Below are 25,526 nucleotides of genomic sequence, written 5' to 3' on the forward strand. Positions count from 1 at the left end.
AAGAAGGTAAAAGTTAGGAGACAGTTAATGTTCAAATCAGGATTTGTCAGTATAGTAGGTAGACCAAATGTAGGGAAATCTACTTTAATGAATAATGTAGTAGGGGAAAAGATAGCTATAATGAGTGATAAACCTCAGACTACAAGAAATACAATACAAGCAGTCTATACAGATGAAGAAAATCAAATAGTATTTTTAGATACACCAGGTATTCACAAACCTAAAAATAAATTAGGTGAATTTATGGTAAAGGCAGCAACAGAAGCTTTTAAAAATGTAGACTTAATATTATTTGTAGTTGATGACTCTAAAAAAATAGGTCCTGGAGACAGAAAAATAATAGAGGATTTAAAATCTGTTAAGACACCAATAATTCTAGTTGTAAATAAAATAGACCAACTAGGCCAAAAAGATGAATTGTTTGATATAATAAAAATGTATGATAGAGAAGGTATTTTCAAAGAGATAGTACCAATATCAGCATTAAAAGGGAAAAATACAGATACTTTAATAAAAGTTATACAAAATTACTTAGAAGAAGGACCAAAGTATTTTCCAGATTATATGATTACAGACCAACCAGAGAGAGTATTAATAGCAGAACTTATAAGAGAAAAAGTTCTTCATTATCTTAATGATGAAATACCTCATGGTGTAGCTGTTGAAATTGAAAAAATGAAAGCAAGAAATGATAAAGAAATAGTAGATGTATCTGCTGTAATATATTGTGAAAGAGATTCACATAAGGGAATAATAATAGGAAAGAATGGTAGGAAGCTAAAAGGAATAGGTAAATCAGCAAGACAAGATATAGAATTACTTTTAGGTTCACAAATAAATCTCCAATTATGGGTTAAGGTTAAAGAAAATTGGAGAAATTTACAAAATTATATAAATAATTTTGGATATAATGATAAATAAAGGTGGGTTATATGGATAGGAAACTGGATGCTTCCCAAGATTTATTATATGAAGTAAAATCATTAATTGATAATAATAAAGTATTGGAGTTAAGAGAATTAATAGAGGAATATCATATAATTGATATATTCGATATAATGGAAAATTTAGAGGAAGACATGAAAATTCAACTGTTTGAAGTACTTCCTCTGGATATGGCATCTTCTATATTAGAAGAAGGTAGTGTAGAGTTTTTTATTAGTATTTTATCTAAGTTAGATGTAGAACACGCAAAAAACATACTTGAACTTATGTCTCTTGGAGATATGGCAGACAAACTTAGTGAGCTTGAAGAAGAAGAAAGAGAACATATAATAAATCTTTTAAATCAAGAAAACGCTGACTATGTAAAAGAATTATTATTCTATGATGAAGACTCTGCAGGTGGAACGATGACCACTGGATATATTTCTATAAATAAAGATATGACAGCTCTTGAGGCAATAGAACATATGAGAGAAGAAGCTGATGAAGCTGAGACTATTTATTATATATATGTAGTTGATGATGAAGAAAAGCTAGTTGGAGTATTATCGTTAAGAGAGTTAATAATAGCGAGAGATGCAAATATAGTAGAAGACTTAATGAGTGAAAATATAATCTCTGTTTATGTAGATGAAGATAGAGAAGAAGCAGTTAGGTTAGTATCGAAATACAATTTAATAGCAATTCCAGTAGTAGATAGACAAGAAAAGCTAAAAGGGATAATAACAGTAGATGATATAATAGATGTTATGGAAGAAGAAGCAACTGAAGATATGTATAAATTTGCAGGAAGTTCAGAACATGAAAGAGAAGTTGCTGAAAAGGAAAATCCTACATTAAAAGAGCAGACAATATCAGCTCTTAGAGGTAGACTGCCATGGTTAATTATTACATTAATTGGAGGTCTATTAGCTTCTTTAATACTTTCTAATTTAGATTATATAATGAATCCTATATATGCTCCGTTGGTATTTTTTATACCTGTAGTAATAGGTATGGGTGGTAATATTGGAACACAATCATCATCTGTTACAGTAATAACATTGTCTAACAAAGATTTGAATTTTAGCAATGTAGTAAGAGAAGGTATTGTAGGAATTATTACAGGTCTTTTGTGTAGTATAATAACAGGTATTGTAATTTACTTTGTCATGAAAAAATTAGATATTGTATTAATTGTTTCAATATCATTATTTATAAATATGGTTTTGGGTGCAACGATAGGTGCATTTATGCCTGTTTTATTAAAAAAGATGGATGCAGATCCATCTACAGTTTCATCACCAATTATATCTACAGCTCTTGATATAACTGGTATAGCAGTTTATTTTATAATAACGACAGCATTATTGTCAAAAATTGTTTAATAACTTTATGTATGATTTATCCTCTTCTTACTAAAAATATAAGTATAAATGTAAGAAGGGGGTTTTTTAAAAATGAACAATATCAGTTGGGAAGTTTTTAAAAAAACAGGTAGTGTAGATGCATATCTATATTTCTGTGATTGCAAAAACCTAAGTGAAGAAGTCGAAGAAGTAAGGGAGAAAAAAGAAGACGATGATAATCCTGAACACCCAGGGGATAGTACTTAAAGCTATAAGGTACAAGGAAAGTGATATAATACTTACTCTGTTTACGAGAAAGCTTGGAAAAGTATCTGCAATAGCAAAAGGAGCCAAAAAAAATAAGAGCTCTTTACTTTCATCATCACAGTTATTTTCTTATAGCAATTTTACTTTAAAAAAACAAGGAAATATGTACAAGGTTACCCAAAGTGAAATCATAAAAAGTTTTTATAATATATCCTACGATATAGAGGCATTTTCTTATGCTACATATATTACAAAATTAGTTGAAAATTCTATACTTGAAAATCAAACTAATAATAGGTTATTTATATTACTTGCACAGACGCTGTATTTATATACACAAGAGAATACAGATAATAGATTTGTAACAGCTGCATTTGAGTTAAAGTTCTTGGACTATATAGGATTTAAACCGATAGTAAATAAATGTATTAATTGCGGAAGTAAAATTTTGCAAAATTCTATGTTTAATATTTATGAAGGTGGTATACTATGTAGTAAGTGTAATACACTTTTTGATAATAATATAAAATTGGATTTAACAACTGTTAGTCTAATGGAATATGTATTAAGGAATGATATTTTAACATGTAGCAAAGCTAAAGTATCAAAATATATAACACATGAACTCGAAAATATACTAGAAAAATATTTGAAGGTTTATGTTGATAATATTAATCTAAAATCATTACACGTATTGCAAAGTGTAAAAAATAATAAGGGAGTGGATAATAATGAGTAGTAATATAACTATTGAAATGGTTGATTCAGTCTTTGAAAGAGTTCCAGGAGCAACTTATGCAGAAGCAAAAGAAGCATTAGTGGAATGTAATGGAGATGTAATTGAGGCAGTAATATATTTAGAAAATAAAAAGAATACTTGTAATTGTAAAGCTAAATCTGCTAAAGAAACTATGGAAGAAGTATTTGGTAAAGATGGAGAAAATATAAAATATCAATTAAAAGAACTTCTTAAAAAAAGTAGTGTTGTAAGAGTAATAGTTGAAAAAGATGGAAAAACTATGATGAATATTCCTTTAACAGTAGGCGTTGTTGGATTAGCTTTTGTACCATTAGCTACTCTAGTTGGTTTATCAGCAGCTGTTATAAGTAAATATCGTATAAAAGTTCAAAATGAAGAAGATGGTGAAGTTGTAGACTTAGGTGAATTAAATGAAGAAAAACTTCATGTTTTGAAGAATATGATAACTAATGCAGCTAAAGATGTAAAAGATGTAGTAGTTGATAAAAAAGAAGATGATAAAGACGTAACTGCTGATCTTATGAAAGAAGAATCTGAAAAGAATAATGAAAACGAAGACGAAAATAAATAGATATAAAGTGACTTTTAAAAAATGAAAAGAAGATAATTATAAGAATTATCACTAACATTGACAAATTTTATAGAATTTGATATTCTAAAAGTTGTAGAAGAACTATTAAAATAGCCTTTCGTGTAGACGAGAGGCTTTATTGTTATAGGAGGGATTTTTATGAATTTTCAAGAAATGATACTGGCATTGCAAAAATACTGGTCAAAGCAAGGTTGTATCATGATGCAACCTTACGATGTTGAAAAAGGTGCTGGAACTATGAATCCTAATACTTTTTTAAGATCATTAGGACCTGAACCTTGGCAAGTATGCTATGTAGAGCCTTCAAGAAGACCAGCAGATGGAAGATATGGTGAAAACCCAAACAGATTATATCAACATCATCAATTCCAAGTTATACTAAAGCCATCTCCAGATAATATACAAGAATTGTATTTAGAGAGCTTAAAAGAAATTGGAATTGACCCAAGTGAACATGATATAAGATTTGTTGAAGACAACTGGGAAGCTGCTACAGTTGGTGCTTGGGGACTTGGATGGGAAGTTTGGTTAGATGGTATGGAAATAACTCAATTTACATACTTCCAACAAGTAGGTAATATTGAATGTGAGCTTGAGACAGGAGAAATTACATATGGATTAGAAAGATTAGCTATGTACATTCAAGAAGTTGATAGTGTTTATGATTTAAAATGGAATGATAAAATAACTTATGGCGAAGTGTTTAATAAAGCTGAGTATGAAAACTCAGTGTATGCATTTGAATTATGTGATGCAGATATGTTGTTTAATCTATTTGATATATATGAAAAAGAAGCATTAAGACTTATGGAAAGCGGTCTTGTAATACCTTCATATGACTATGTATTAAAATGTTCTCATGCATTTAATACATTGGATGCAAGAGGAGCAATAGGTGTTAGTCAAAGAGCTTCATTTATAGGTAGAGTTAGAAATATGGCAAAAACTGTTGCAGAAACTTTTGTAAAACAAAGAGAAGAAATGGGATTCCCTCTTTTAAAGGACGGTGACAAATAATGAAAAATTATCTTTTATTTGAAATCGGTGTTGAAGAAATGCCATCAAGATTTATGGGTAGTACACTAGAACAATTAAAAAACAATCTTAATAAATTATTTGAGGAAAATAGAATATCTTTTAATAAAATAGATGCCTATGGAACACCAAGAAGATTGACTTTAGTAGTTGAAGGCTTAAGTGATAAGCAAAGTGACTTAGAAGAAGAAATAAAAGGTCCTGCTAAGAAGATTGCTGTTGATGCAGAAAATAATTTCACAAAACCAGCTTTAGGATTTATAAAAAGTAAAGGATTAAGAGAATCTGACATATATTTTAAACAAGTTGGAAAAGATGAATATATTTTTGCTACTATAAAGCAAGCAGGGAAAGACACTTCAGAAGTGTTAAAAGAGATATTACCAGAAACTATAAAATCTGTAGTATTCCCAAAAGCTATGCGTTGGGGAGGAAAAAACCTAAAATTTGCAAGACCTATAAGATGGATAGTTACATTGTTAAATGATAAGGTATTAGAATTTGATTTAGAAGGAATAATATCTTCTAATGTAACAAAAGGACATAGATTCTTAGGGGAAAGTACAATAGAAGTTAATTCTATAGAAGAATATTTTGAAAAATTAGAGAAAAATTATATAGTTTTAGACCAAAATAAGAGAAAAGAAATTATAAGAAAACAATGTATAGAAGTAGCCAACTCTTTAGGTGGCGAAGTTGAGTTTGATGAAGATTTACTTGAAGAGGTAACTTACTTAGTTGAATATCCAACTGCTTTTTATGGCGAATTTAATACAGACTATATAAAACTACCAAAAGAAGTTATTATAACTCCTATGAAACAACATCAAAGATATTTCCCAGTACTTAAAGAAGGAAAACTGTTACCTAACTTTATAGCTGTTAGAAATGGAGACTCTTACAGAATAGATAATGTTAAAGCTGGAAATGAAAAAGTTTTAGAAGCAAGACTTGCTGATGCTTTATTTTTCTATAGAGAAGATACTAAGAGAAACTTGGAAAGCTACATAGAAAAATTAAAAACAGTTGTTTTCCAAGTAAAATTGGGTACTATTTACGACAAAACTTTAAGACTTGAAAAACTAAGTGCTGATATACTTGATAGTTTAGGATTAGCAGATGAAAAGGCAGACACTATGAGAGCTGCTAAATTATCTAAAGCAGATTTAGTTACTGGAATGGTAGGAGAGTTTGACGAATTACAAGGTTTTATGGGAAAAGAATATGCGAAGGTTGGAGGAGAAAATAATGTTGTAAGTGAGGCTATTTTTGAACATTATTTACCAAGATTTGCAGGAGATATTCTTCCTAAAACTAATGCAGGAGTAGCTTTATCAATAGCTGATAAATTAGATTCAATAGCAGGATTTTTTGCCATAGGAATACAACCAACAGGTTCTCAAGACCCATATGCTTTAAGAAGACAAGCTTTAGGTATACTTAGTATACTTATGGATAGAAAAGTAGCTGTAGACTTAAAAGTACTTATTGAACATGCTTTAGATAATTATTCTGAGTTAGATTTCAATAAAGATGAAGTTGTTGAGCAAATAATGAACTTCTTTAATGAAAGAGTAAAAAATCTATTTAAAGATTTAGGTATAAGATATGATGTTGTTGATGCTGTTTTAAGCTCTGATATAAATGATATTTCTGATATGCATATGAGAGCTTTAGAGCTTAATAATTGGCTAGAAAAAGATGAATTAGTGGAAATGCTTACTGCATTTAATAGAGTTTCTACTTTGGCTCAAAAAGCAGAATGTGATAGAATTGATGAAAATCTATTAAAAGAAGATGCTGAAATTAAGCTCTATAATGAATTTAAGCAAGTAAAAGTAAGAGTAAAAGAATTATTAAAAGACAAGAAATACGGTACTGCTTTAGATGAGTTTGCATCTTTAAGACCTGTAGTTGATAACCTATTTGATTCAGTTATGGTTATGGATAATGATGAATCTATTAAAAATAACAGACTTGGTTTACTTAAACAAATATATGATACTATGCTAGAAATTTGCGATTTATCTAAAATAGTTTACAAATAGTATAAAAACATAATTAATTATAAAAATGGGGTTGTCTCAAATTTGATTTTTTCTAATCAAATTTTAAGTTCAACTCCCTTTTTGAATTTTTATATGTTATTTTAGATTAGGGGTTCTTAGGAACTTCTTTTCTTTTTTTGCAAAAAAGGAGATGATTCAAATTTTTACTTTAAGACATATCATTTTTTATAAGATAAATTGTCAACATAAGTGTAGTACTTCAAAAAATGTAAAATGTATGTATAATAATAATCTATATAAATTAACTTTAAAGTAAATAATTAAATATTTACAATAAAAGATGCTTATTCTGAGCAATAGATAATATATTAGGTTTTTAATTTCACTTTATAGTGAAATTAAAAACCTTTTAAAAATATTGTATAGAAAATATAATAACAATATAAGCATCTTACACAAATCGATATTAAATTACACAAGTGATAAAAAACAAAATAATTTTACATTATTTTTAGAACGTAAGAATAAATAATAGGGAGGTGTAAGAGTGCGAATATTAAATATTATAAATGATTTAGAAGACACAAATAAGTATCTATCTATAGCATATTTTATAGATAAGTATTCTGTGTCTAAAAGAACACTACAAAATGATTTTTCATATTTATCTAAAGTATCTAGTGATAAAGGTTTTAATATAATACAAAAAAGAGGGTTAGGTTATTTATTAGAGATTGAAGATAGTACTTTATTTGAGAAATTTAAAGTTGAGTTATCTAAGTATCTAGATCAACCTAAGTTAAACGTTGAAAGTATAATTTCATGTATTATCTTAAATGAAGATTATATAACTATAGACAAAATACTAGGTAAATTAAGGTCAAGTAGGTCAGTAGTAAAAGGATATAAAGAAGATATTGATTCTTATTTAGAAAAATACAATCTTAAGCTAGAAAGAAAATCTCACTATGGATTAAGAATTATGAATAGCATGAAAGAAAGAAGAGAATTGATAGTAGACCTTTATATAAAAGAAAATGAAATTATAGAAGAGTATATTGATAGTGGTTTGGAAAACGATTTTAAAAAAATACAGGAAAAATTTATCAGTAAATTAAGAGAAAATAATTTAGTCATAAATTATATGGAACTAAAAGAAATACTTTCTTGGTTAAAAGTAACTATGTATATAGATAAGCAAGCTAAATTATTAAAACTAGATGATAGCAACAATGAATATGGATTAAATTTATCTAATGAAGATTACAATACATTACAATCTTTGATAAAGAAAAAAGCTAGAAAAAAATTTAGCAGACAAGAAAACATAGATAGCTTAAGAGAGGATTTAGAATATTTCTTAGAACAATTTGATAAAGAAAATAATACATATTTTAATGAAGATGAAGAATTTAAAAAATCATTACTAAATCATTTAACAGAATTGTTAAAAAGGTCAACTTTTAGTATATCTTACCAAAACCCACTTATAGATGAAATACAAATCAAATACCCAGTTGCTTTTAATATGGCTATATTACTAGGAAAAATGATGTACAAAAAGTATAATGTTGAAATCCAAAGGGATGAAATTGGATTTATAGCTACATACTTTGCCATGAATATGGAAAAACAAGCTATCTACGAATTTAGAAAGTATAATTCAATAGCAATAGTATGCTCATCAGGTGGCGGAAGTGCTCAGTTAATAAAATTTAAAATAAGTAGTTTATTTGAAAAAACTAATATAAAAACTTTTTCGCTTATACAGATGAAAGAGTTAGAAAAATTTAATCCAGATATTATTTTCTCGATTTGTGAACTAGATATAAAATTAGAAGTACCTATTATATATATAAAAGAACTTTTAGATGATTATGATATTTTAAGAATCAAAGAGTTGATTATGTTTGAAAAATTTAAGGAGTATTCTTTAGAAAATAAAGAACAAGCTTTTATCAGTAAGTTTTTTAGAAGTGACTATTTTAATATAGACAATGATTCAAGAGATTATATTAAGTGTCTAGAGGATATGTCCCAAAATATAGAATTAAAAGGTGCAGGAGATTATGGATACTCTGAAAAGGTTTTGAAAAGAGAGTCCTTTGCAATGAATATATATATAAATGGAGTTGCAACACCTCATCCTATAGATATTGATGGAAATGAGAATCTAATTTCAGTGAAGATTTTACAAAATCCAATAGTATTTGAAGGCAAAAAAGTTTCTTTAATATTTATGATTTGTTTGAAAAAAGAAAACATTGGACTTTATAAAAAAATTAGTAGTAGTCTATATGAAATAATGAATGACATAGAAACTGTTCGATTACTTATAAATGCTAAAACATTCAAAGAATTTGTAGCTTTAATAAATCAAAGAATATAGAGGGTAATTATATGAGTATAAATTATTTAAAAAAACTATGTGAAGCAGATGGAATAGCTTCAAATGAACAAGAAATAAGGAATATATTAGCTGAAAATATAAATGGAGAAATTAGTTTTGATAACTTAGGGAGTATGATAGTTCGCCATAGAGGTGATGGATTGAAAATGATGTTTTGTGCTCATATGGATGAAGTTGGATTTATAGTAAGGCATATAAGTGATATTGGAATGTTACATTTAATTAATGTTGGTGGAGTTAAAGATAGTGCAAAGTCTTTCCAGAAAGTAAATATAACCAAAGTTGATGGAACTAAGATAAAAGGACTTATGAATTGTTCATATGATGAAAATCACAACGTAAAAGATGTATATGTAGACGTAGGAGTAAGTACAGCTAAAGAGGTTGAAGATTTAGGTATAAATATAGGGGATATGGTATGTTTTGCTAGTGATAGTGAGATGTTAAGTGAAAATGTACTTATGGCAAAGGCTTTAGATGATAGAATAGGATGCTATGTACTTAAAGAGATAGATAGAAGAATTAATAAAATAAAAAAGGATGACAATGATATATATCTTGTATATACAAGTTCTGAAGAAGTTGGACTAAGAGGTGGCAAAACAGCATCGGAAGTAGTGAATCCTGATATAGTGTTTGCTATAGATGTTGCTTGTGCACCAGATTTAATTAGAAATTGTACTAATCAACGTCAATTATCTAAAGGTTGTATGATAGTGCATTATGATAAAACAATGATTCCTAATAAAAAATTCTTGAATTATATGAAAAACCTAGCAACTAAGTATGATATAAAATTTCAATGCGATATGTTTAGTGGTGGCGGAACAGATGCTGGAAATGCACATCTAGTAAATGAAGGAAAACTAGCTATAGTTTTAGGTGTTCCCTTAAGATACTGTCATGGAAACTATTCAATGGTAGATATGAGGGATGTTGAAGAGGTTATCAATTTATGTACTGCTGTTATTAATGATATGAATATAGAGAAGTACAATGATATATTAAAATTTATTTAACAACATAGGAGGTAAGCATGGAAAATCTAGAAATGAAAATAATGGAGATAATAGTTTCTTCAGGAGATAGTAAAGCAAAGTCATTTGAAGCTTTAAATAAAGTGAAAGAAGGTGACTATGAAGGGGCTAGAGCTTGTATGGAAGAAGCTAGAAAAATAGACCTAGAAGCACATAATGCACAAACTGCATTAATACAAAGTGAATTATCTGGAGATTGTGAAAGTAAGTCAATGGTGAGTTTATTAATGATGCATGCTCAGGACCATTACATGACTTCACAATTATCTAGAGATTTAATAGAAAAATTAATAGATGTATTTGAATCTAAGGAGGCGTAAAAATGAGAATAATATTATGTTGTGCAGGTGGATTTTCGACTACAATGTTAATGAAAAACATGGAGAACACTGTAAAAAATAGTAAAAAATTAAATACTGAGGATTTTGAATTTAAAGCAATACCAGTAGATTTATTAAAAAATGAGGTTGATAACTGTGATGTATTAGTTATAGGACCACAAATAGCTCATAGACTTGATTACATAAAGCCTATATTAGAACCTAAAAATGTACCATATGTAGTAATAGATCAAAATACATATGGGAAAATGGATGGTGCAACTGCACTTAAGATGGCATTAATAGCTCACAAAAAAGCTAATATGTAACACTTAGTAAAGTATAATATATGACTAACAGGGGGGAAAATAATGTTTGAAAAGTTCGAACAATTTATGAATAAATATCTTACACCGATTGCACAAAAGATGGACAAACAGCATCACTTAAGTGCAATTAAAAAGTCAATGGTGGCAATGACTCCAATACTTATAATAGGAAGTTTAAGTCTTGTGCCAGAAGCTATAGGAAACTTAGCAGAAAAGGCTATGGGAGCTAATGCTGTAACTTCATTTATAACAAATAATATGGACTCGTTACAACTTCCATTCCACTTGACTATAGGAATGATGGGATTTTTAGTATGTATGTGTATAACGTATTTCCTTTCAGAACACTATAAGCTTTATGTGCCAGGAGCAATGTCATTAGCTGCTGTTGGTTTCCTTTTAATGAGTTTCAATTTCACTGAAGATGGTGGAATGGATATTAAATATATGGGAACTAAAGGTTTGTTTATAGCAATGGTAGCAGGTGTATTGGCTGTTGAATTGTATAGATGGTGTAAAAAGAAAAACTTTACTATACGTATGCCAGAAAGTGTACCTGATTTTGTATCAAGTTCATTTGAATTAATACCTACGACAGTAATAATAGTCGGAATATTTATGGGGATAAGAATAATTACCTTAGAAGTATTTGGTGTACTACCTCCAGAAATACTTACTCAATTTTTAGCTCCATTAGTTGGTTCTTTAGATAATCCATTTACATTTGCATTTATAACATTCTTAGGAATAACATTATTCTTCTTTGGAATACATCCATCGGTATTATCACCAATAACAGCACCAATAACGGCACAATTCTTAGCTGAAAACTTGGAAGCTATGGCAGTAGGACAATCACTACCACACTTCTATACAGGAGGAATGGTAAGTGCATTTGCAAACTTTACAGGGACAGGAGTAACATTTGGTTTAGTATTTTGGTATTTAATGTCTAAGAGAGTAGACTTTAAGCGTATAGGTCAAGTTTCTTTAGTACCAGCATTATTTGGTATAAATGAACCTATATTATTTGGTGGACCAATAGTTTTAAATCCAACATTCTTTTTACCTTTTGTAATTGGAGGAACTATACTAGGAACATTCCAATCATTCTTAATGCATGCAGGAATATTAGCCAAGCCTTTTTTCAATCCTCCATACTTAGGAGTATTTATAGAAGGATTCTTAGTAAATGGACATTGGTTAACTCCAATAGTTCAAGCAGGACAAATGATAGGATCTATATTAATATGGTATCCATTCTATAAAATGTATGAAAAACAATGTAATGAGAGAGATGCTAAGCAGGCTCAAGAAGTTCAAGAAGAATCTGTAATATCTCAAGATGACTTAGGTTTATTAGGTGATTTAGATTTCTAGAAATATAATTTAAGCATATAAATAAAAGCTATGAAAATAGAACTATAAATCTATATTCATAGTTTTTATTTTATAGATTAGTAAGACATTTTAATAGGAGGATAAATAAAATGGAAAGGATGAATAAAATAAAAAAGCTATTAAATGATTTAGAATTAGATGCAATACTTATAAAGTCAAGAACTACTAAAAAATATTTACAGACTTTAACAGGAAGTGGTGTAAATATTTTAATAACAAAAGATAGTCAATATTTAATTTTAGATGGAAGATATACAAATGAAGCGAAGAGTCTGAATTTTTTGTTTGAAATAATAGAAAATACTCCATCAAAATCTAATAAATCACACTTTGATATTGTATATGAGGTTTTTAAGGAAAATAAATATTTAAAGCTTGGAATAGAATCTCAGGCATATTCTATATCGGATTATAAAGAATTAAATAAATATGATTTTAAACTTAATTTAATAGGTGATGAAATAAATAAGGTAAGGATGATTAAAAATATAGAAGAAATAAATATATTAAAAGAAGCTTGTGAAATTACAGATAAAATATTTGAAAACGTATTAAAGCATATAAAAGCTGGAATCAGTGAAAATGAGATAAGTGCTTTTGTTCACTTTTATGCACTGAAATATGGAGCAAGTAAATTATCTTTTAATCCAGTTATAACATCAGGCGTGAGGACAGCACTTCCTCATGGAAGACCAACGAGTAAAAAAATAGAATCAGGAGATACTATTATGATAGATTTTGGGATAGAATACAAAAACTATCAATCAGATATGACAAGAACTATATTTGTAGGAAAACCAAACCCTAAAATGGTAGAAATATATAATCTTGTAAAGTTAGCCCAACAAGTTGGAATAGCGAATATAAAAGTAGGAAATAAAGCTAAACATATAGATTATGAAGTAAGAAAAATTATAGATGATGCAGGATATGGTGAATATTTTAATCATGGATTAGGACATGGAATAGGTATAGGAGATGGGTGTGAATATCCATTTTTAAATGAAAGCTCAGAAACTATATTATGTGAAAATATGGTTATGTCTTGTGAACCTGGAATATATATACCTAACTTAGGTGGAGTAAGAATAGAAGATGATGTTTGGATTAAAGATGGGATAGGAACTATATTAAATAGAACAACTAAAGATATAATTATATTGGAGGATTAATATGAAGCACAATTTTGATGAAGTTTATAACCGTAAAGGTACTTATTGCACACAGTGGGATTACATACAAGATAGATTTGGGAAAAAAGACTTAATTCCATTTTCTATTTCAGATACAGATTTTACAGTACCTAAGCCAGTATATGAAAAGTTACAAGAGGTGTTACATCATCAGGTATATGGATATTCTAGATGGAATCATGATGATTTTAAAGGAAGCATTTCAGAATATTATAATAGACGATTCCAAACAAAAATAGAGAATGATTGGGTACTATATAGCCCATCAGTTATGTATTCAGTATCATTACTTCTTAGATTACTTTGTAAGAACAAAAAGAAAGTTGCTACATTTAATCCTATGTATGATGCATTCTTTAGTGTAGTAGAAGAAAATGGATTTGAGTTAGAAAAAATACAATTGTACGAAAATGATGGCAAATTTAATATAGATTTCAATGAATTTGAATATAGTATAAAAAATTGTGATGTATTATTGCTATGTTCACCTCATAATCCAACAGGTAAGGTTTGGAAAGAAATTGAATTGGGATTTATAATAAGTACTTGTAAAAAACACAATGTAAAAATTATAAGTGATGAAATACATGCTGATATAATCATGCCAGGAAATAAACATTTAGCAATAGTTAAATATTTAAATGAATACAAAGAGCTATATTTAGTATCTTCTGGAAGTAAAACATTTAATTATCCAGGATTAACAGGTTCATATGCTGTTATACCAAATAAAAATATATATGATGAATTTTTAGCGATAACAAGAAGAAGAGATTTTCTAAACTCTGTAAGTTTACCAGGTATGTATGCAACAATGGTTTCCTACAATGAATGTGATTATTATATAGAACAACTTGTTGAATACATAGATAATAACTTAAGTTATGTATCCCAGTTTATAAAAGAGAATTTTGAAGATATTAAATTTACAAAGCCAGAAAGTACATATTTGGCATGGATAGATTGTAGAGAAGTTCCATTTACTTGTGAAGAAATACAAGAGTCTTTAATTAATATTGGAGGAGTAGGAATAATGAGGGGAGAAATATACGGAAGTGAGAAATATTTAAGATTGAATTGTGGATGTCCAAGAGAAAAACTAAAAGAAGGTCTTGAAAGATTTAAAAAGAGTATAGACTATTTATACACTAATAGCAAATAGTTTTAAAAATAAGCTATTAAAAATAGATAGGAACGATTTTTTCCTATCTATTTTGTAAGTAGCAAAGAATTACGACTAAAATAAATAATCATATATTTAGTCATTTTTTTACAAAATACGCTCTGTACAATGTGGATATATCCAATGAACTATTTTATTATCAAATATGATAAGTTATATTTTATACTTATCAGTTATTTTATTTAATAAATCATCATTTGAATTTATCCATTCATAAAAATTTCCTGATGAAACCTCAACTATTTCATAAAGCATCTTTGGAAGGTCACTAGCTTTAAAATCTCCTAGAGATTTTCCTAGTTTAGTCTTACCTATTTGAAAACTACCTCCAACAAATAATTCAAATGCATCAGTAGATACACCCTTGACATTCTTCTTTTTACCACATAATCCTATGCTACCAATTTGGTGAACACCACATGAATTTAGACATCCTGAAATATATAATTTAGGAGCTTTGTTTAAAATTTCTTCATTGTTTTGTAATCTAAAATAATCTATTATCTCATGCAACATTTTTTGGCTATTTTGTATACCCATCTGACAAATAGGAACACCTATACAGGATATACTCTGTTCTAATTGAGAGTTACAACTAATAGTCTTGCTTATTTCTAATATTCTTTTTGCTTCATCTCCATCTAAATTTAAGATGTACAATCCTTCTGTCATACCTAATCTAATCATAGGATTTTTAATATTATCTAACTCTTGAAGTAAAATTTTTAAATCTTTAGTCAATAATAGACCTCCTATTGGATGTATATATACAGTATATAAGCCAGATTGTTTTTGATGGATTAATCTAGAGTCATGTAAATCTATCTTAATTCCAGGTTTAAAATAATCAATTTGTTCAACATTAAGTTCAAGATTACCTTTTTCTTTTTCTAATTTATAGTATTCTTTAAATTTTTCTAAAAACATCTCCTCTCCAAGAGTTTCAACCATATATCTAACTCTAGCTTTGTTTTTATTTTCATAATTGCCATAAGCCATAAAGAATTTAATCATTCCTTCTACACAATATAATGCATCTTTAGGTTTTATGACTTCATCAAGTTCTAAAGCAACTCTAGGTTGTTTACCTAAACCTCCACCTAAGAAGACTCTAAAGTATGGTTTGCCATTTTTTAGAGTAGCTACAAATCCTAAGTCTTGTATACTACAATGGGCAGCATCTGTATAACAACTAGAATAAGAAACTTTTAGTTTCCTAGGCAAGTGATATGTAGTAGCATTTTTGATAAAATATTTATCAGTAGCAACTGCATAAGGAGTAACATCAAAAGCTTCGTCAGGGTCAACTCCTGATAATGGAGATAAACCTACATTTCTAGGATAGTTACCACCACCGCCTCTAGTGAAGATATCATTTTTTATTCCCTCTTCCATAACATCAACTATAGAGTCTATAGACAAGTCATGTAATTGTATAGCTTGTCTAGTTGTTAAATGTATCTTATCTAGCTTATGTTTGGTAGCCATTTGGTAAATTTTTTCAAGTTGAGATTTCGACAATACTCCAGCAGATACTCGAAGTCTTATCATAAATGATTTTTTGTCTCTTTGAGCATAAACTCCATATCCACCAGAAAATCCTTTGTATTGCATTTTATTTATTTCTCCATTCAATAATTTTAAAGAATATTCTTTAAAATTATGTAGTTCATTTAACAATGTATCTTTTAAATTATCCATTATTTCACCTCGTTATTAGACTTGTATAAAAATAAATATACTGTATAATTATATATATTATTATCTAGAGATGGTAAAAATATAACAGTAGAATACTATCAAAAGTCAAAATAAGGAAGATATACTGAGTAGGACTCTTTATTTTGTTAAATAAGTATAATATTTTTGTTTTATAAAATATAATTAAGATAAATAGATAATTTTGTAATTTTAATATATAATATTTAGTATAGTGTTGAATAAACACTTAATATTCGCAGGAGGAGTATTTGTATATGGGAGAGATAATAAATGCATTAGATAGAGCCCTAGACATAATTTTGCTATTATATCATGAGAAGAGAGAGATGGGAATAACTGAAATAAGTAAGGTTATGGGAGTATATAAGAGTACTGTACATAGAACTTTAGTAACTCTTGAAAACAAAGGTTTTGTTATACAAAACACTGAAAATGGTAAGTATTGGCTGGGAATAAATTTATATGCAATAGGTATGGTTGTGGGAGAACAAATGTCTTTGACTGAAATAGTAAAACCATATACGAAAAAATTAAATCAAGAATTTAACGAAGTGGTGAATGTGTCTATACTAGAAGAAAGAGCTCAAGATTCTCCAAGAAGTATCATAATACATAAAGAATATGGCTCAAATCAATTACTCTCAGTAAATCCGTCAGTTGGCTCCAGTAGTGAATGTTATTGTTCAGCAGTTGGAAAATGTCTTATGGCATTTAATGATTCTATAGATTTTGAAAAGTACAGAAAAACTCCAATACACAAATATACAGAGCATACAATTGATAATTGGGATGATATGATGATTTTTTTGGCAAAAATAAAAGAGCAAGGATATGCTCTAGATGACCAAGAACTAGAACATGGTTTAACTTGTATTGGAGCACCTATTTTGGATAAAAATAATAGAGCTATAGCAGCAATAAGTCTATCAGGTCCTACTATAAGAATGCAAGAAGGAGACCTTGAATATAAGATTAAAAGAGTTATAGAAACTGCAAAGAGTATATCTGAACTTTTTAGATAATTTTAAAAAATAAATTTGAATAATAAAAAGGGACTAAATTTAAATTGTTATTTGTAAATGCCAGTTTAGATAGGGTCTCTTTTTTATTGAATATAAAAATTAAATATTTTTAAAATTGAAAAAATTATTGAAATATATAAGCGAATGTGATATCTTTTAATTAAGCAATACAAAACAGAACAGTGTTCTAAAGAATAGAACGGCAATGAAATATATATAATAAACCCACATAAATATTATATATTTAAAATTAAGTAAAAAAATTACTACATAAAAGGGGAGATTTGAAAAATGGAAAAAGTCAAGTTGAGTGTTGAAAGATGTAAGGGGTGTTATCTTTGTATTGAAGCTTGCAAAAAAGAAGCAATAAGTCTTTCTGATTACACGAATAAAAAAGGCTTTGTAACAGTCAAAGTCGATGAAGAAAAGTGTGTTCAATGTGGCGCTTGTTATACAATGTGTCCTGATTTAGTATTTGAGATATTATAAATAACTTTTTATTGGAAGGGAGAAAACGTATGCAAAGTTTATTAATTAAGGGAAATGAAGCCTTAGCAGAAGGAGCTATACGTGGTGGATGTAGATTTTATGCAGGTTATCCAATAACACCACAATCAGAAATATTAGAAATGATGGCTTGGAGACAAAAAGAGGTTGGAGGAGTATTTATTCAAGGTGAATCTGAAATAGCCAGCGTAAATATGGTTATGGGGGCAAGTGCACTTGGAGCAAGAGCTATGACGTCTTCATCTGGACCTGGATTTTCATTAAAACAAGAAGGAATTGCATATTGGGTATCAGCTGGTTTACCAGCAGTTGTAGCATGTGTACAAAGATATGGTATAGGAGATGGATTTATAGGAGCTGGTCAAGATAATTACTGGCAAGCTGTAAAAGGTGGAGGAAATGGAGATTATCATTTAATTGTATTGGCACCTAATAGTGTTCAAGAAAATATGGATATGGCATATGAGTCTTTTGAATTAGCTGAAAAATATATGCATCCAGTACTTATACTTTCTGATGCTACAATAGGTCAAATGGTAGAACCTTGTTTAGCACCACCAATGAAAGAATATGATAAGGATAAAGCTCCATGGGCAGCAAAAGGAACTCCTGTTGGAGAAAAAAATAAAGTAATAACTGATATAACATATTTTGAAGACCAAGATACATGGCAAAAAGGTTATATAGAAAAAATGAGAAAAGTTCAAGAAAATGAACAAAGATGGGAAGAAATAGAGATAGAAGATGCAGATGTAGTATTTGTTGCATATGGAATTTCTTCAAGAATAGCAGAAGGTGCAGTTAGAGATGCAAGAGCAAGAGGCATAAAACTTGGATTAATAAGACCCAAAACATTGTGGCCTTACCCAAGAAAAGCTTTCAAAAAATTAAAAGATTCATTAAAAGGGCTTGTAACAGTTGAAATGAACATGATGGCACAAATGAAGGAAGATGTCATTATAGCATGTAATAATAGATTCCCAGTATATTCAGTAGCAACAGCTCAATATATGGCAGAAGTAAATCAATTAATAGATTTTGCTCAAGAGATTATAGATGGAAAAGCTAAGCAAGAGGAGGTATTTTAATTATGGCTAAAAAAGCACCAGCAATAATGATGTGTGAAAATATGTTCTGTGGAGGCTGTGGACACTCTATAGTCGATAGAATTATTGGAGAAGTATTAACAGAAATGAATATATGTCAAGATACGATTATATGCTCAGATATAGGCTGTAATCATATGTTTCAATTTAGTATGAATGTAGATGTTGTTGTTCCTCCTCATGGTAAAATGGGTGCAGCTATGGCAGCTATGAAAAGAGTTAGACCAGATAAATATATATTTACAATAGCTGGAGATGGTGGAGCTTATGCAATAGGACTTGGAGAAACTATGTCAGCTGCTACTAGAAATGATAATGTAATATTTTTAGTTATGAATAATAATATGTTTGCAATGACAGGTGGGCAAATGGCTCCAACTACTGTACAAGGTCAACATACAGCTTCTACTCCAGCAGGTAGAACATATGAAGACCATGGTTCAACATTTGATGTTGTAAAAGTTATGGGAAATTTAGATATAGCATATTTGGCAAGAGGAACAATAACTAACCCTAAAGAAATAAATACAACAAAAAGATATATCAAAAAAGCACTTGAAAAACAAAAAGATAAGAAAGGTTTTTGCTTAATAGAAATACTTGTACCATGTCCAACAAACTGGGGATTAAAGCCAGTAGATGCTATGAAGAGAATAGAAAACGAACTTATTCCAAAGTATCAACTTGGAGAATTTATTGATTAGGGAGGAAATAATATGTTAAATGAAATTATATGTGCTGGTTTTGGAGGACAGGGAGTTCTTACAGCAGGAAAAATTATAATGTATGTTGCATATAAGGCAGAAAAGAAGATTACATGGTTCCCATCTTATGGAAATGAGATGAGAGGAGGAAGTGCAAATTGTAATGTTGTTGTAAGTGATGAGAAAATTGCAAATCCTTGTGTAAAAAATCCAGATATATTATTGGGAATGAATAGTGTATCAATAGATAAGTATGAAAGTTTAATGAAAGCAAATGGTTATATGTTTGTCAATGAATCACTAGTAAATAAGGATAGAAAATATAGAGAAGATATTAATGTTATAAAAGTACCTGTTACTGAAATAGCTCAAAATTTAGGCAATGAAAAATCTGCTAATATTTGTATGTTGGGTGCTATGGTGAAGAATTTAGATTTATTTACAAAAGAAGAGTTTGAAAGTGGTATGTGTGAGTACTTTGAAAATCAAGGTAAAGGAAAGTTTAATGCAAAAAATGTGGAAGCATTTGAAGCTGGATATGATTATGAGTGAATATTTTAAATATTTAAAATTATTATTGAAATACTCATTTTTATGTGTTAGTATTTAATTAATAAAATATAGAACGTCGTTCTGAGTAATAGGACGACAAAATTTTTAAAAAAATAACAGAACGACGTTCTACAGTATGAAACCGAGGAGGCGTTGAAGTGAAAATTTTAGTAATTAATCCTGGTGGTACATCTACAAAGATTTCTGTATTTCAAGATAAAGATGAAGTTTTGAAAAAAAATATAACTCATACAAGAGAAGATTTAAAAAATTTTTCTAAGGTATTTGATGAATATGATTATAGAAAGCAATTAATAGTGGATGTTTTAAGTAGTGAAAATCACGATATAAATTCTTTTGATGCAGTAGTAGGTCGTGGTGGACTTATGAAGGCTATAAAAGGTGGTACTTATATCGTAAGTAAAGAAATGATTGAGGATATGAGAAATGAAATAAATGGAGAACATGCATCAAACTTAGGTGCCTTGTTAGCTAAGACTATAGCAGATGAAATAGGAGTTCAATCATTTGTAGTAGACCCAGTTTCGGTAGATGAATTTGATGATGTATCAAGGATTACAGGTATATCAGATATAGAAAAAGCTAGCTGGTTACATGCACTAAATCATAAAGCTGTTTCAAGAAAAATAGCACAAAAACTAGGTGGAAAGTATGAAGATTACAACTTTATTGTAGCACATCTAGGTTCTGGAATATCAATTGTAGCACATAAAAAAGGAAAAATGATAGATGGAAGTGGTGGAAGGTCTGATGGTCCATTTTCGCCAGAAAGAAGTGGAGGATTACTTGCATACCCTCTTATAGAATTATGTTACTCAGGAAAATATACTCATGAGGAAATGGTTGCAAAAGTAAGCTCAATTGGAGGTATGTACGATTATTTAGGAACAAAAGATATGATAGAAATCGAAAATAGAATTAAAGATGGTGATGAAAAAGCTAAACTTATAATGGATGCGTTTATCTATCAAACAGCTAAAGAGATTTCTATGTATGGAGCCTCACTTTCTGGAGATATAGATAGGATTATTTTAACAGGGGGAATATCATATTCGGAAATGGTAACTAAAGGAATAATAGAAAAAGTTTCATATTTAGCACCAGTAGAGATAGTGGCAGGTGAGATGGAAATGGAAGCACTTGCTCTTGGAGCTCTTAGAGTTCTTAATGGAGAAGAAATGGCAAAAACTTATTAATATTTAGGAGAAAAAATATGTTAAAAGATTTTAATAATTTATTAGAAGAAGCTAAAAAGCTTGAACCTGTTATTGTAAGTGTTGCTGTTGCAGAAGATGAAGAAGTGTTAAAAGCTGTAAAATCAGCAACAGATTTAAATCTTATAAAGCCAATTCTCGTAGGGAATAAAGATAAAATAGAAAATATATCAAAAGAGATTGGACTAAAAGGATATGAAATAATAGGATGTCAAAATCCTGATGAATCAGTTAAAAAAGCTGTAGAGGTAGTTAAAAATAAGGATGCTAAAGTTCTTATGAAGGGGTTAGTAAATACAAGTGTTTATATGAGAGCTATATTAAATAAAGAGTTTGGTCTTAGAACAGGAAGGCTTTTAAGTTTACTTGCAGTATATGAATTACCTCAATACCACAAACTTCTTTATTGTACAGATAGTGGGATAAATGTATCTCCAAATTTAAATCAGAAAAAGGATATAATGATAAATTCACTTCTTACTATGAAGAGTATAGGTATGGAAAATCCTAAAACTGCAATACTCACTGCAAATGAAATGGTAGACCCCAAAATACAATCTACAGTAGATGCTAATTCACTTGTAGAGATGGTAAAATCAGGAGAAATACCAAATTGTATAGTAGAAGGTCCAATAGCCTTTGATGTTGCATTTGATGCATATGCAGCAAAGCATAAAGGTATCAAAAGTAATATTGCTGGCGATGTTGACTTACTTGTATTTCCAAATATAGAGGCAGGAAACATATTAGGAAAGTCATGGCTTAGATTCAATAAAGCTAAGTGGGCAGGGATAGTTTTGGGGGCAACAAATCCAATAATTTTAGGTTCACGTTCTGATACAGCCGAAATTAAAATAAATTCAATAGCATTAGCCTGCTTAGCATCACAATAAGAAATTATTTAAAAGGGGATGAATTATTATGAAATATGCAAAAAGAATGGATATGGTAAAGGCTTCAGCTATAAGAGACTCTCAAAAGAAGATAGCTCAAAAAGTGGCAAGTGGTGGAACTGTTATATCTTTTGCAGCAGGACTTCCTGACCCAAACTTATTTCCAATAAAAGAAATAAGTGAAGTAACTAAGCAAGTACTTGATGAAAGAGGAAAATTTGCTTTAGCTTATGGACCTACTAAAGGTGAAGATGAGTTGTTAGAAATAATAGCTAAGAGAATGAAAGAAGAAGAAAATATTGACACAAAACCAGAAAATATTATAATAACTACTGGTTCACAACAAGGTATAGCTCTTAGTGCTATGATTTTATTAGAAAAAGGAGATATAGTAGTTACAGAAAATCCAAGTTACTTGGGTGCAATAAATGCATTTAGACCTTATGAATGTGATTTTTTAGGAGTAGATACAGATGAAGAAGGAATGGTAACAGAAGATTTAGATAAATTATTATCTGAAAATTCAAACATAAAGGTGATATATGTAATACCAACATTCCAAAATCCTACAGGAAAAACATGGTCTCTACAAAGAAGAAAAGATTTTATGGAAGTTGTAAACAAGTATGATGTCATAGTAATAGAAGATAATCCTTATGGAGAGATAAGATTTACACAAGAACCACTACCTACACTTAAATCACTTGATACTAAAGATAAAGTACTATATCTAGGGTCATTTTCAAAAGTGTTATGTCCAGGATTTAGAGTTGCTTGGATGTGTGGGAATATAGATATTATAGATAAAGCAGAACTTTTAAAGCAAGGTATCGACTTACAATCAAATCAATTTTCTCAAGTACAAGTAATAGAATTCTTAAAGAAATATAATTTAAATGAACATGTAGAAAAAATAAGAGCTGAGTATAAAAAAAGATGTTTCTTGATGCTAGAAACTATGAAAAAATATTTTCCAGAAGAAGCTAAATATACAGAGCCAGATGGAGGTATGTTTATATGGGTTGAACTTCCTGAAAGTATAAATGTAGATAATTTACTAGATAAAGCTATTGATGCTGGAGTTGCCTATGTTTCTGGAGAATCATTCTTTGCAAATAATGGTCCAAAAAATACTATGAGACTTAATTATACAACAATGTCAGAAGAGCAAATAGTTGAAGGGATTAAAATACTTGCAGAAGTTATAAAAAAAGAACTCAATTATGCTTGTGAATAAATATTAAAAGTGAGGGCTTAATTATGGGAGAAAAAGGGAACGGGCTAAAGTTTGGAAAGTTAATGATTCAACTTGTTATCATAGCTATATGTTGGGAATTAGTTTATATTATACCATTTATCCAATACACATTGTATGATCCAATTTTAAAAGCATTACAGTGTTCAAATACTCAACTAGGTTTTTTACTTACTATTTATGGTTTAGGTAATATATTTGGAGCTCCTATAGGAGGATGGTTAGCAGATAGATTTGATTATAGAAAGATAATTTTAGGTTCTGTATTTCTTAATGGAATAGTATCATTTTTATTTGCATTTAACATGAACTATACATTTGCTGTTATAACTTGGGTAGGTTGTGCAATTACATCATTAGTTATGAACTATCCTTCTATGGTAAAGATACTTAGAGTTATAGGAAAAGAAAATCAAGGTAAAGTTTATGGATTTAATGAAGCTATGGTTGGAGTTTCTGGAGTAGTAATGGGAGCTATATTCTTATATATTTATACATTATTTTCAACTCCTGTTTTAGGTATGAGATGGGTAATGATATCTTTAGGAATATTATCTATAGTGATGTGTCCAGTATTATGGTTTGTCATTAAAGATGTAGATATTAGCGAAGAAAAAGAAGAAGGTAAAAATGAAAAAATGGCTGCTAGTGACTTTATGGTAGTTTTAAAATCACCAAATACTTGGTTAGTAGGTATAAGTATATTCTGTGTATATTCATTTACAGTTACAATGTCTTACTTTACACCTTATATAACCTCAGTACTTGGAGGTTCAGTCGCACTATCTGGAGCATTAGCTATAATAAGACAACATGGATTAAAACTATTTGGTGCTCCATTTGGAGGGTACTGTGCAGACAAAGTAAAATCACCTACTAAAGTGCTTTTACCAATATATGTACTTGGTATAGCAGTAATAATTTTATTCTTAGTATTGCCTTCATCAACGCCAATGACTTTATTTATAGCATTAACATTTGTAGTAGGTATATTAGGTTATATGGGAAAAGGTATATACTATGCAGTTCAAGAGGAAGTAAATGTTCCAGTTAAATATTCAGCTACTACTATAGGTATAGCAGCAGCTTTAGGTTTTTCACCAGATGTATTTCAATTTGCATTAATAGGGCATTGGATAGATACTTATGGTAACAAAGGATACACATATACATTTATATTCCAAATAGCTATTTTAATAATAGGAATATTATCTTGTTTATATATATTAAAAGTTAAAAAGAGAAGATTGGATAAGTTAAAAGTTTAAAAGTTTAAAAGTTTCATTTGATAATAGAGTATTTTTTCAGTATAATCTACTAAAATAAATACTGTATAAAAAAGTAATACTAAATTAAAATTTATAGTTATATTTGATGAATAAAGTGTGGAAAAATTAAAATGTTATCAAGTGTTTTTAATATAGTTTTAGCATAAAGTTACCCCTAAAAGTATAAGATTGAGTAGCAATTATCACCTATTTGTATATTTACATAAGCTTGTTTAATATAAATTTTACATGGATTTTAGTAATAGATGATATTTGCACTCAATTTTATATCTAATAATGAATAAGAAAATTATGAAATCTAACTATATATTATCTAACTACATATTAATAGTGTACTGTTTATGCTGTTTATGTAGTAGTATTGGGCTTTCCTTATATGTATTTCAATTTATATTGTTTGATTGGTTGTCAAACACATATCGTTAAAAAATT

General features: G+C 29.0%; 24 protein-coding genes. 23 read left to right on the top strand and 1 reads right to left on the bottom strand.

Going from position 1 to position 25,526, the window contains the following annotated elements:
* Positions 1–27: 27 nt before the first annotated feature.
* The 14 genes from era to KGF48_RS03140 all read left to right on the top strand — a co-directional run bounded on the left by era (position 28) and on the right by KGF48_RS03140 (position 14,788).
* The gene (era, locus tag KGF48_RS03075) at positions 28–921 is read left to right on the top strand and encodes a GTPase Era (protein WP_227840733.1); all 894 of its coding nucleotides are present in this window, start codon (positions 28–30) and stop codon (positions 919–921) included.
* An 11-nt stretch (positions 922–932) separates the two neighbouring features.
* Entirely contained in the window at positions 933–2,312 is a 1,380-nt protein-coding gene (mgtE, locus tag KGF48_RS03080; RefSeq protein WP_227432597.1) for a magnesium transporter, read from the top strand.
* 72 nt (positions 2,313–2,384) lie between these two features.
* Positions 2,385–2,540 carry a YqzL family protein gene (locus KGF48_RS03085; RefSeq protein WP_227828222.1) on the top strand — a complete coding sequence of 52 codons (156 nt, stop codon included), beginning with the start codon at positions 2,385–2,387 and terminating at the stop codon, positions 2,538–2,540.
* A complete protein-coding gene (gene recO, locus KGF48_RS03090; protein ID WP_227840734.1) occupies positions 2,506–3,279 on the top strand; it encodes a DNA repair protein RecO in 774 nt (257 codons plus the stop codon). Before KGF48_RS03085 ends, recO begins: the two co-directional genes overlap by 35 nt.
* The gene (locus KGF48_RS03095; protein ID WP_227432600.1) at positions 3,272–3,871 is read left to right on the top strand and encodes a DUF4342 domain-containing protein; all 600 of its coding nucleotides are present in this window, start codon (positions 3,272–3,274) and stop codon (positions 3,869–3,871) included. Before recO ends, KGF48_RS03095 begins: the two co-directional genes overlap by 8 nt.
* Positions 3,872–4,030: 159 nt before the next feature.
* A complete protein-coding gene (gene glyQ, locus KGF48_RS03100) occupies positions 4,031–4,909 on the top strand; it encodes a glycine--tRNA ligase subunit alpha (protein ID WP_227432601.1) in 879 nt (292 codons plus the stop codon).
* Positions 4,909–6,975, top strand: a complete 2,067-nt coding sequence (gene glyS / locus KGF48_RS03105; RefSeq protein WP_227840736.1) for a glycine--tRNA ligase subunit beta — start codon at positions 4,909–4,911, stop codon at positions 6,973–6,975. The genes glyQ and glyS overlap by 1 nt, the downstream gene beginning before the upstream one ends.
* A gap of 508 nt (positions 6,976–7,483) precedes the next feature.
* Positions 7,484–9,325 (top strand): PTS sugar transporter subunit IIA, encoded by a 1,842-nt coding sequence (locus tag KGF48_RS03110; protein ID WP_227867736.1) that lies wholly within the window; start codon positions 7,484–7,486, stop codon positions 9,323–9,325.
* Between the two features lie 11 nt (positions 9,326–9,336).
* Positions 9,337–10,365: an aminopeptidase gene (ypdE, locus tag KGF48_RS03115; RefSeq protein ID WP_227840522.1), complete on the top strand. Its 1,029-nt coding sequence runs from the start codon at positions 9,337–9,339 to the stop codon at positions 10,363–10,365.
* A gap of 17 nt (positions 10,366–10,382) precedes the next feature.
* Positions 10,383–10,703, top strand: a complete 321-nt coding sequence (locus KGF48_RS03120) for a PTS lactose/cellobiose transporter subunit IIA (RefSeq protein WP_227840521.1) — start codon at positions 10,383–10,385, stop codon at positions 10,701–10,703.
* A 2-nt stretch (positions 10,704–10,705) separates the two neighbouring features.
* Positions 10,706–11,032, top strand: coding sequence for a PTS sugar transporter subunit IIB (locus KGF48_RS03125; RefSeq protein ID WP_227840520.1), 327 nt, complete (start codon positions 10,706–10,708; stop codon positions 11,030–11,032).
* Positions 11,033–11,074: 42 nt separating this feature from the next.
* On the top strand, positions 11,075–12,412 hold the full coding sequence (locus tag KGF48_RS03130) for a PTS transporter subunit EIIC (RefSeq protein ID WP_227867737.1): 1,338 nt from the start codon (positions 11,075–11,077) through the stop codon (positions 12,410–12,412).
* Positions 12,413–12,522: 110 nt separating this feature from the next.
* Positions 12,523–13,605 (top strand): M24 family metallopeptidase, encoded by a 1,083-nt coding sequence (locus KGF48_RS03135; RefSeq protein ID WP_227840518.1) that lies wholly within the window; start codon positions 12,523–12,525, stop codon positions 13,603–13,605.
* Position 13,606: 1 nt separating this feature from the next.
* A complete protein-coding gene (locus KGF48_RS03140; protein WP_227840517.1) occupies positions 13,607–14,788 on the top strand; it encodes an aminotransferase class I/II-fold pyridoxal phosphate-dependent enzyme in 1,182 nt (393 codons plus the stop codon).
* 174 nt (positions 14,789–14,962) lie between these two features.
* Here KGF48_RS03140 and KGF48_RS03145 read toward each other — a convergent pair whose 3' ends face one another.
* On the bottom strand, positions 14,963–16,510 hold the full coding sequence (locus KGF48_RS03145) for a nitrite/sulfite reductase (protein ID WP_227840516.1): 1,548 nt from the start codon (positions 16,508–16,510) through the stop codon (positions 14,963–14,965).
* Between the two features lie 275 nt (positions 16,511–16,785).
* On the opposite strand from KGF48_RS03145, the gene KGF48_RS03150 reads away from it, so the two are divergent.
* From KGF48_RS03150 to KGF48_RS03190, 9 genes are all read left to right on the top strand, one after another.
* A complete protein-coding gene (locus KGF48_RS03150; RefSeq protein WP_227828226.1) occupies positions 16,786–17,553 on the top strand; it encodes an IclR family transcriptional regulator in 768 nt (255 codons plus the stop codon).
* Between the two features lie 291 nt (positions 17,554–17,844).
* A complete protein-coding gene (locus tag KGF48_RS03155; protein ID WP_227432605.1) occupies positions 17,845–18,042 on the top strand; it encodes a 4Fe-4S dicluster domain-containing protein in 198 nt (65 codons plus the stop codon).
* A gap of 29 nt (positions 18,043–18,071) precedes the next feature.
* Entirely contained in the window at positions 18,072–19,148 is a 1,077-nt protein-coding gene (gene vorB / locus KGF48_RS03160; protein WP_227840515.1) for a 3-methyl-2-oxobutanoate dehydrogenase subunit VorB, read from the top strand.
* Between the two features lie 2 nt (positions 19,149–19,150).
* Entirely contained in the window at positions 19,151–19,870 is a 720-nt protein-coding gene (locus KGF48_RS03165; RefSeq protein WP_227840514.1) for a thiamine pyrophosphate-dependent enzyme, read from the top strand.
* 12 nt (positions 19,871–19,882) lie between these two features.
* Positions 19,883–20,422 carry a 2-oxoacid:acceptor oxidoreductase family protein gene (locus KGF48_RS03170; RefSeq protein WP_227828228.1) on the top strand — a complete coding sequence of 180 codons (540 nt, stop codon included), beginning with the start codon at positions 19,883–19,885 and terminating at the stop codon, positions 20,420–20,422.
* Positions 20,423–20,580: 158 nt separating this feature from the next.
* On the top strand, positions 20,581–21,639 hold the full coding sequence (buk, locus tag KGF48_RS03175) for a butyrate kinase (protein WP_227840513.1): 1,059 nt from the start codon (positions 20,581–20,583) through the stop codon (positions 21,637–21,639).
* A 17-nt stretch (positions 21,640–21,656) separates the two neighbouring features.
* The gene (locus KGF48_RS03180; RefSeq protein WP_227840512.1) at positions 21,657–22,550 is read left to right on the top strand and encodes a bifunctional enoyl-CoA hydratase/phosphate acetyltransferase; all 894 of its coding nucleotides are present in this window, start codon (positions 21,657–21,659) and stop codon (positions 22,548–22,550) included.
* 28 nt (positions 22,551–22,578) lie between these two features.
* Entirely contained in the window at positions 22,579–23,787 is a 1,209-nt protein-coding gene (locus tag KGF48_RS03185; RefSeq protein ID WP_227828231.1) for a PLP-dependent aminotransferase family protein, read from the top strand.
* Positions 23,788–23,810: 23 nt separating this feature from the next.
* Positions 23,811–25,073 carry an MFS transporter gene (locus tag KGF48_RS03190; protein WP_227840511.1) on the top strand — a complete coding sequence of 421 codons (1,263 nt, stop codon included), beginning with the start codon at positions 23,811–23,813 and terminating at the stop codon, positions 25,071–25,073.
* Positions 25,074–25,526 lie beyond the last annotated feature (453 nt).

The organism is Clostridioides sp. ZZV15-6388, from assembly GCF_020657755.1.
Lineage (GTDB): Bacteria > Bacillota > Clostridia > Peptostreptococcales > Peptostreptococcaceae > Clostridioides.

What these genes read in the sequence shown, in the direction of transcription:
- KGF48_RS03145 (WP_227840516.1), bottom strand. Translation starts at nt 16,510, where the DNA reads ATGGATAATTTAAAAGATACATTGTTAAATGAACTACATAATTTTAAA.
- KGF48_RS03085 (WP_227828222.1), top strand. Translation starts at nt 2,385, where the DNA reads ATGAACAATATCAGTTGGGAAGTTTTTAAAAAAACAGGTAGTGTAGAT.
- vorB (WP_227840515.1), top strand. Translation starts at nt 18,072, where the DNA reads ATGCAAAGTTTATTAATTAAGGGAAATGAAGCCTTAGCAGAAGGAGCT.
- recO (WP_227840734.1), top strand. Translation starts at nt 2,506, where the DNA reads ATGATAATCCTGAACACCCAGGGGATAGTACTTAAAGCTATAAGGTAC.
- ypdE (WP_227840522.1), top strand. Translation starts at nt 9,337, where the DNA reads ATGAGTATAAATTATTTAAAAAAACTATGTGAAGCAGATGGAATAGCT.
- mgtE (WP_227432597.1), top strand. Translation starts at nt 933, where the DNA reads ATGGATAGGAAACTGGATGCTTCCCAAGATTTATTATATGAAGTAAAA.
- KGF48_RS03180 (WP_227840512.1), top strand. Translation starts at nt 21,657, where the DNA reads ATGTTAAAAGATTTTAATAATTTATTAGAAGAAGCTAAAAAGCTTGAA.
- KGF48_RS03125 (WP_227840520.1), top strand. Translation starts at nt 10,706, where the DNA reads ATGAGAATAATATTATGTTGTGCAGGTGGATTTTCGACTACAATGTTA.
- KGF48_RS03150 (WP_227828226.1), top strand. Translation starts at nt 16,786, where the DNA reads ATGGGAGAGATAATAAATGCATTAGATAGAGCCCTAGACATAATTTTG.
- KGF48_RS03170 (WP_227828228.1), top strand. Translation starts at nt 19,883, where the DNA reads ATGTTAAATGAAATTATATGTGCTGGTTTTGGAGGACAGGGAGTTCTT.
- KGF48_RS03095 (WP_227432600.1), top strand. Translation starts at nt 3,272, where the DNA reads ATGAGTAGTAATATAACTATTGAAATGGTTGATTCAGTCTTTGAAAGA.
- era (WP_227840733.1), top strand. Translation starts at nt 28, where the DNA reads ATGTTCAAATCAGGATTTGTCAGTATAGTAGGTAGACCAAATGTAGGG.
- glyQ (WP_227432601.1), top strand. Translation starts at nt 4,031, where the DNA reads ATGAATTTTCAAGAAATGATACTGGCATTGCAAAAATACTGGTCAAAG.
- KGF48_RS03155 (WP_227432605.1), top strand. Translation starts at nt 17,845, where the DNA reads ATGGAAAAAGTCAAGTTGAGTGTTGAAAGATGTAAGGGGTGTTATCTT.
- KGF48_RS03140 (WP_227840517.1), top strand. Translation starts at nt 13,607, where the DNA reads ATGAAGCACAATTTTGATGAAGTTTATAACCGTAAAGGTACTTATTGC.
- KGF48_RS03190 (WP_227840511.1), top strand. Translation starts at nt 23,811, where the DNA reads ATGGGAGAAAAAGGGAACGGGCTAAAGTTTGGAAAGTTAATGATTCAA.
- KGF48_RS03130 (WP_227867737.1), top strand. Translation starts at nt 11,075, where the DNA reads ATGTTTGAAAAGTTCGAACAATTTATGAATAAATATCTTACACCGATT.
- glyS (WP_227840736.1), top strand. Translation starts at nt 4,909, where the DNA reads ATGAAAAATTATCTTTTATTTGAAATCGGTGTTGAAGAAATGCCATCA.
- KGF48_RS03185 (WP_227828231.1), top strand. Translation starts at nt 22,579, where the DNA reads ATGAAATATGCAAAAAGAATGGATATGGTAAAGGCTTCAGCTATAAGA.
- KGF48_RS03120 (WP_227840521.1), top strand. Translation starts at nt 10,383, where the DNA reads ATGGAAAATCTAGAAATGAAAATAATGGAGATAATAGTTTCTTCAGGA.
- KGF48_RS03165 (WP_227840514.1), top strand. Translation starts at nt 19,151, where the DNA reads ATGGCTAAAAAAGCACCAGCAATAATGATGTGTGAAAATATGTTCTGT.
- KGF48_RS03135 (WP_227840518.1), top strand. Translation starts at nt 12,523, where the DNA reads ATGGAAAGGATGAATAAAATAAAAAAGCTATTAAATGATTTAGAATTA.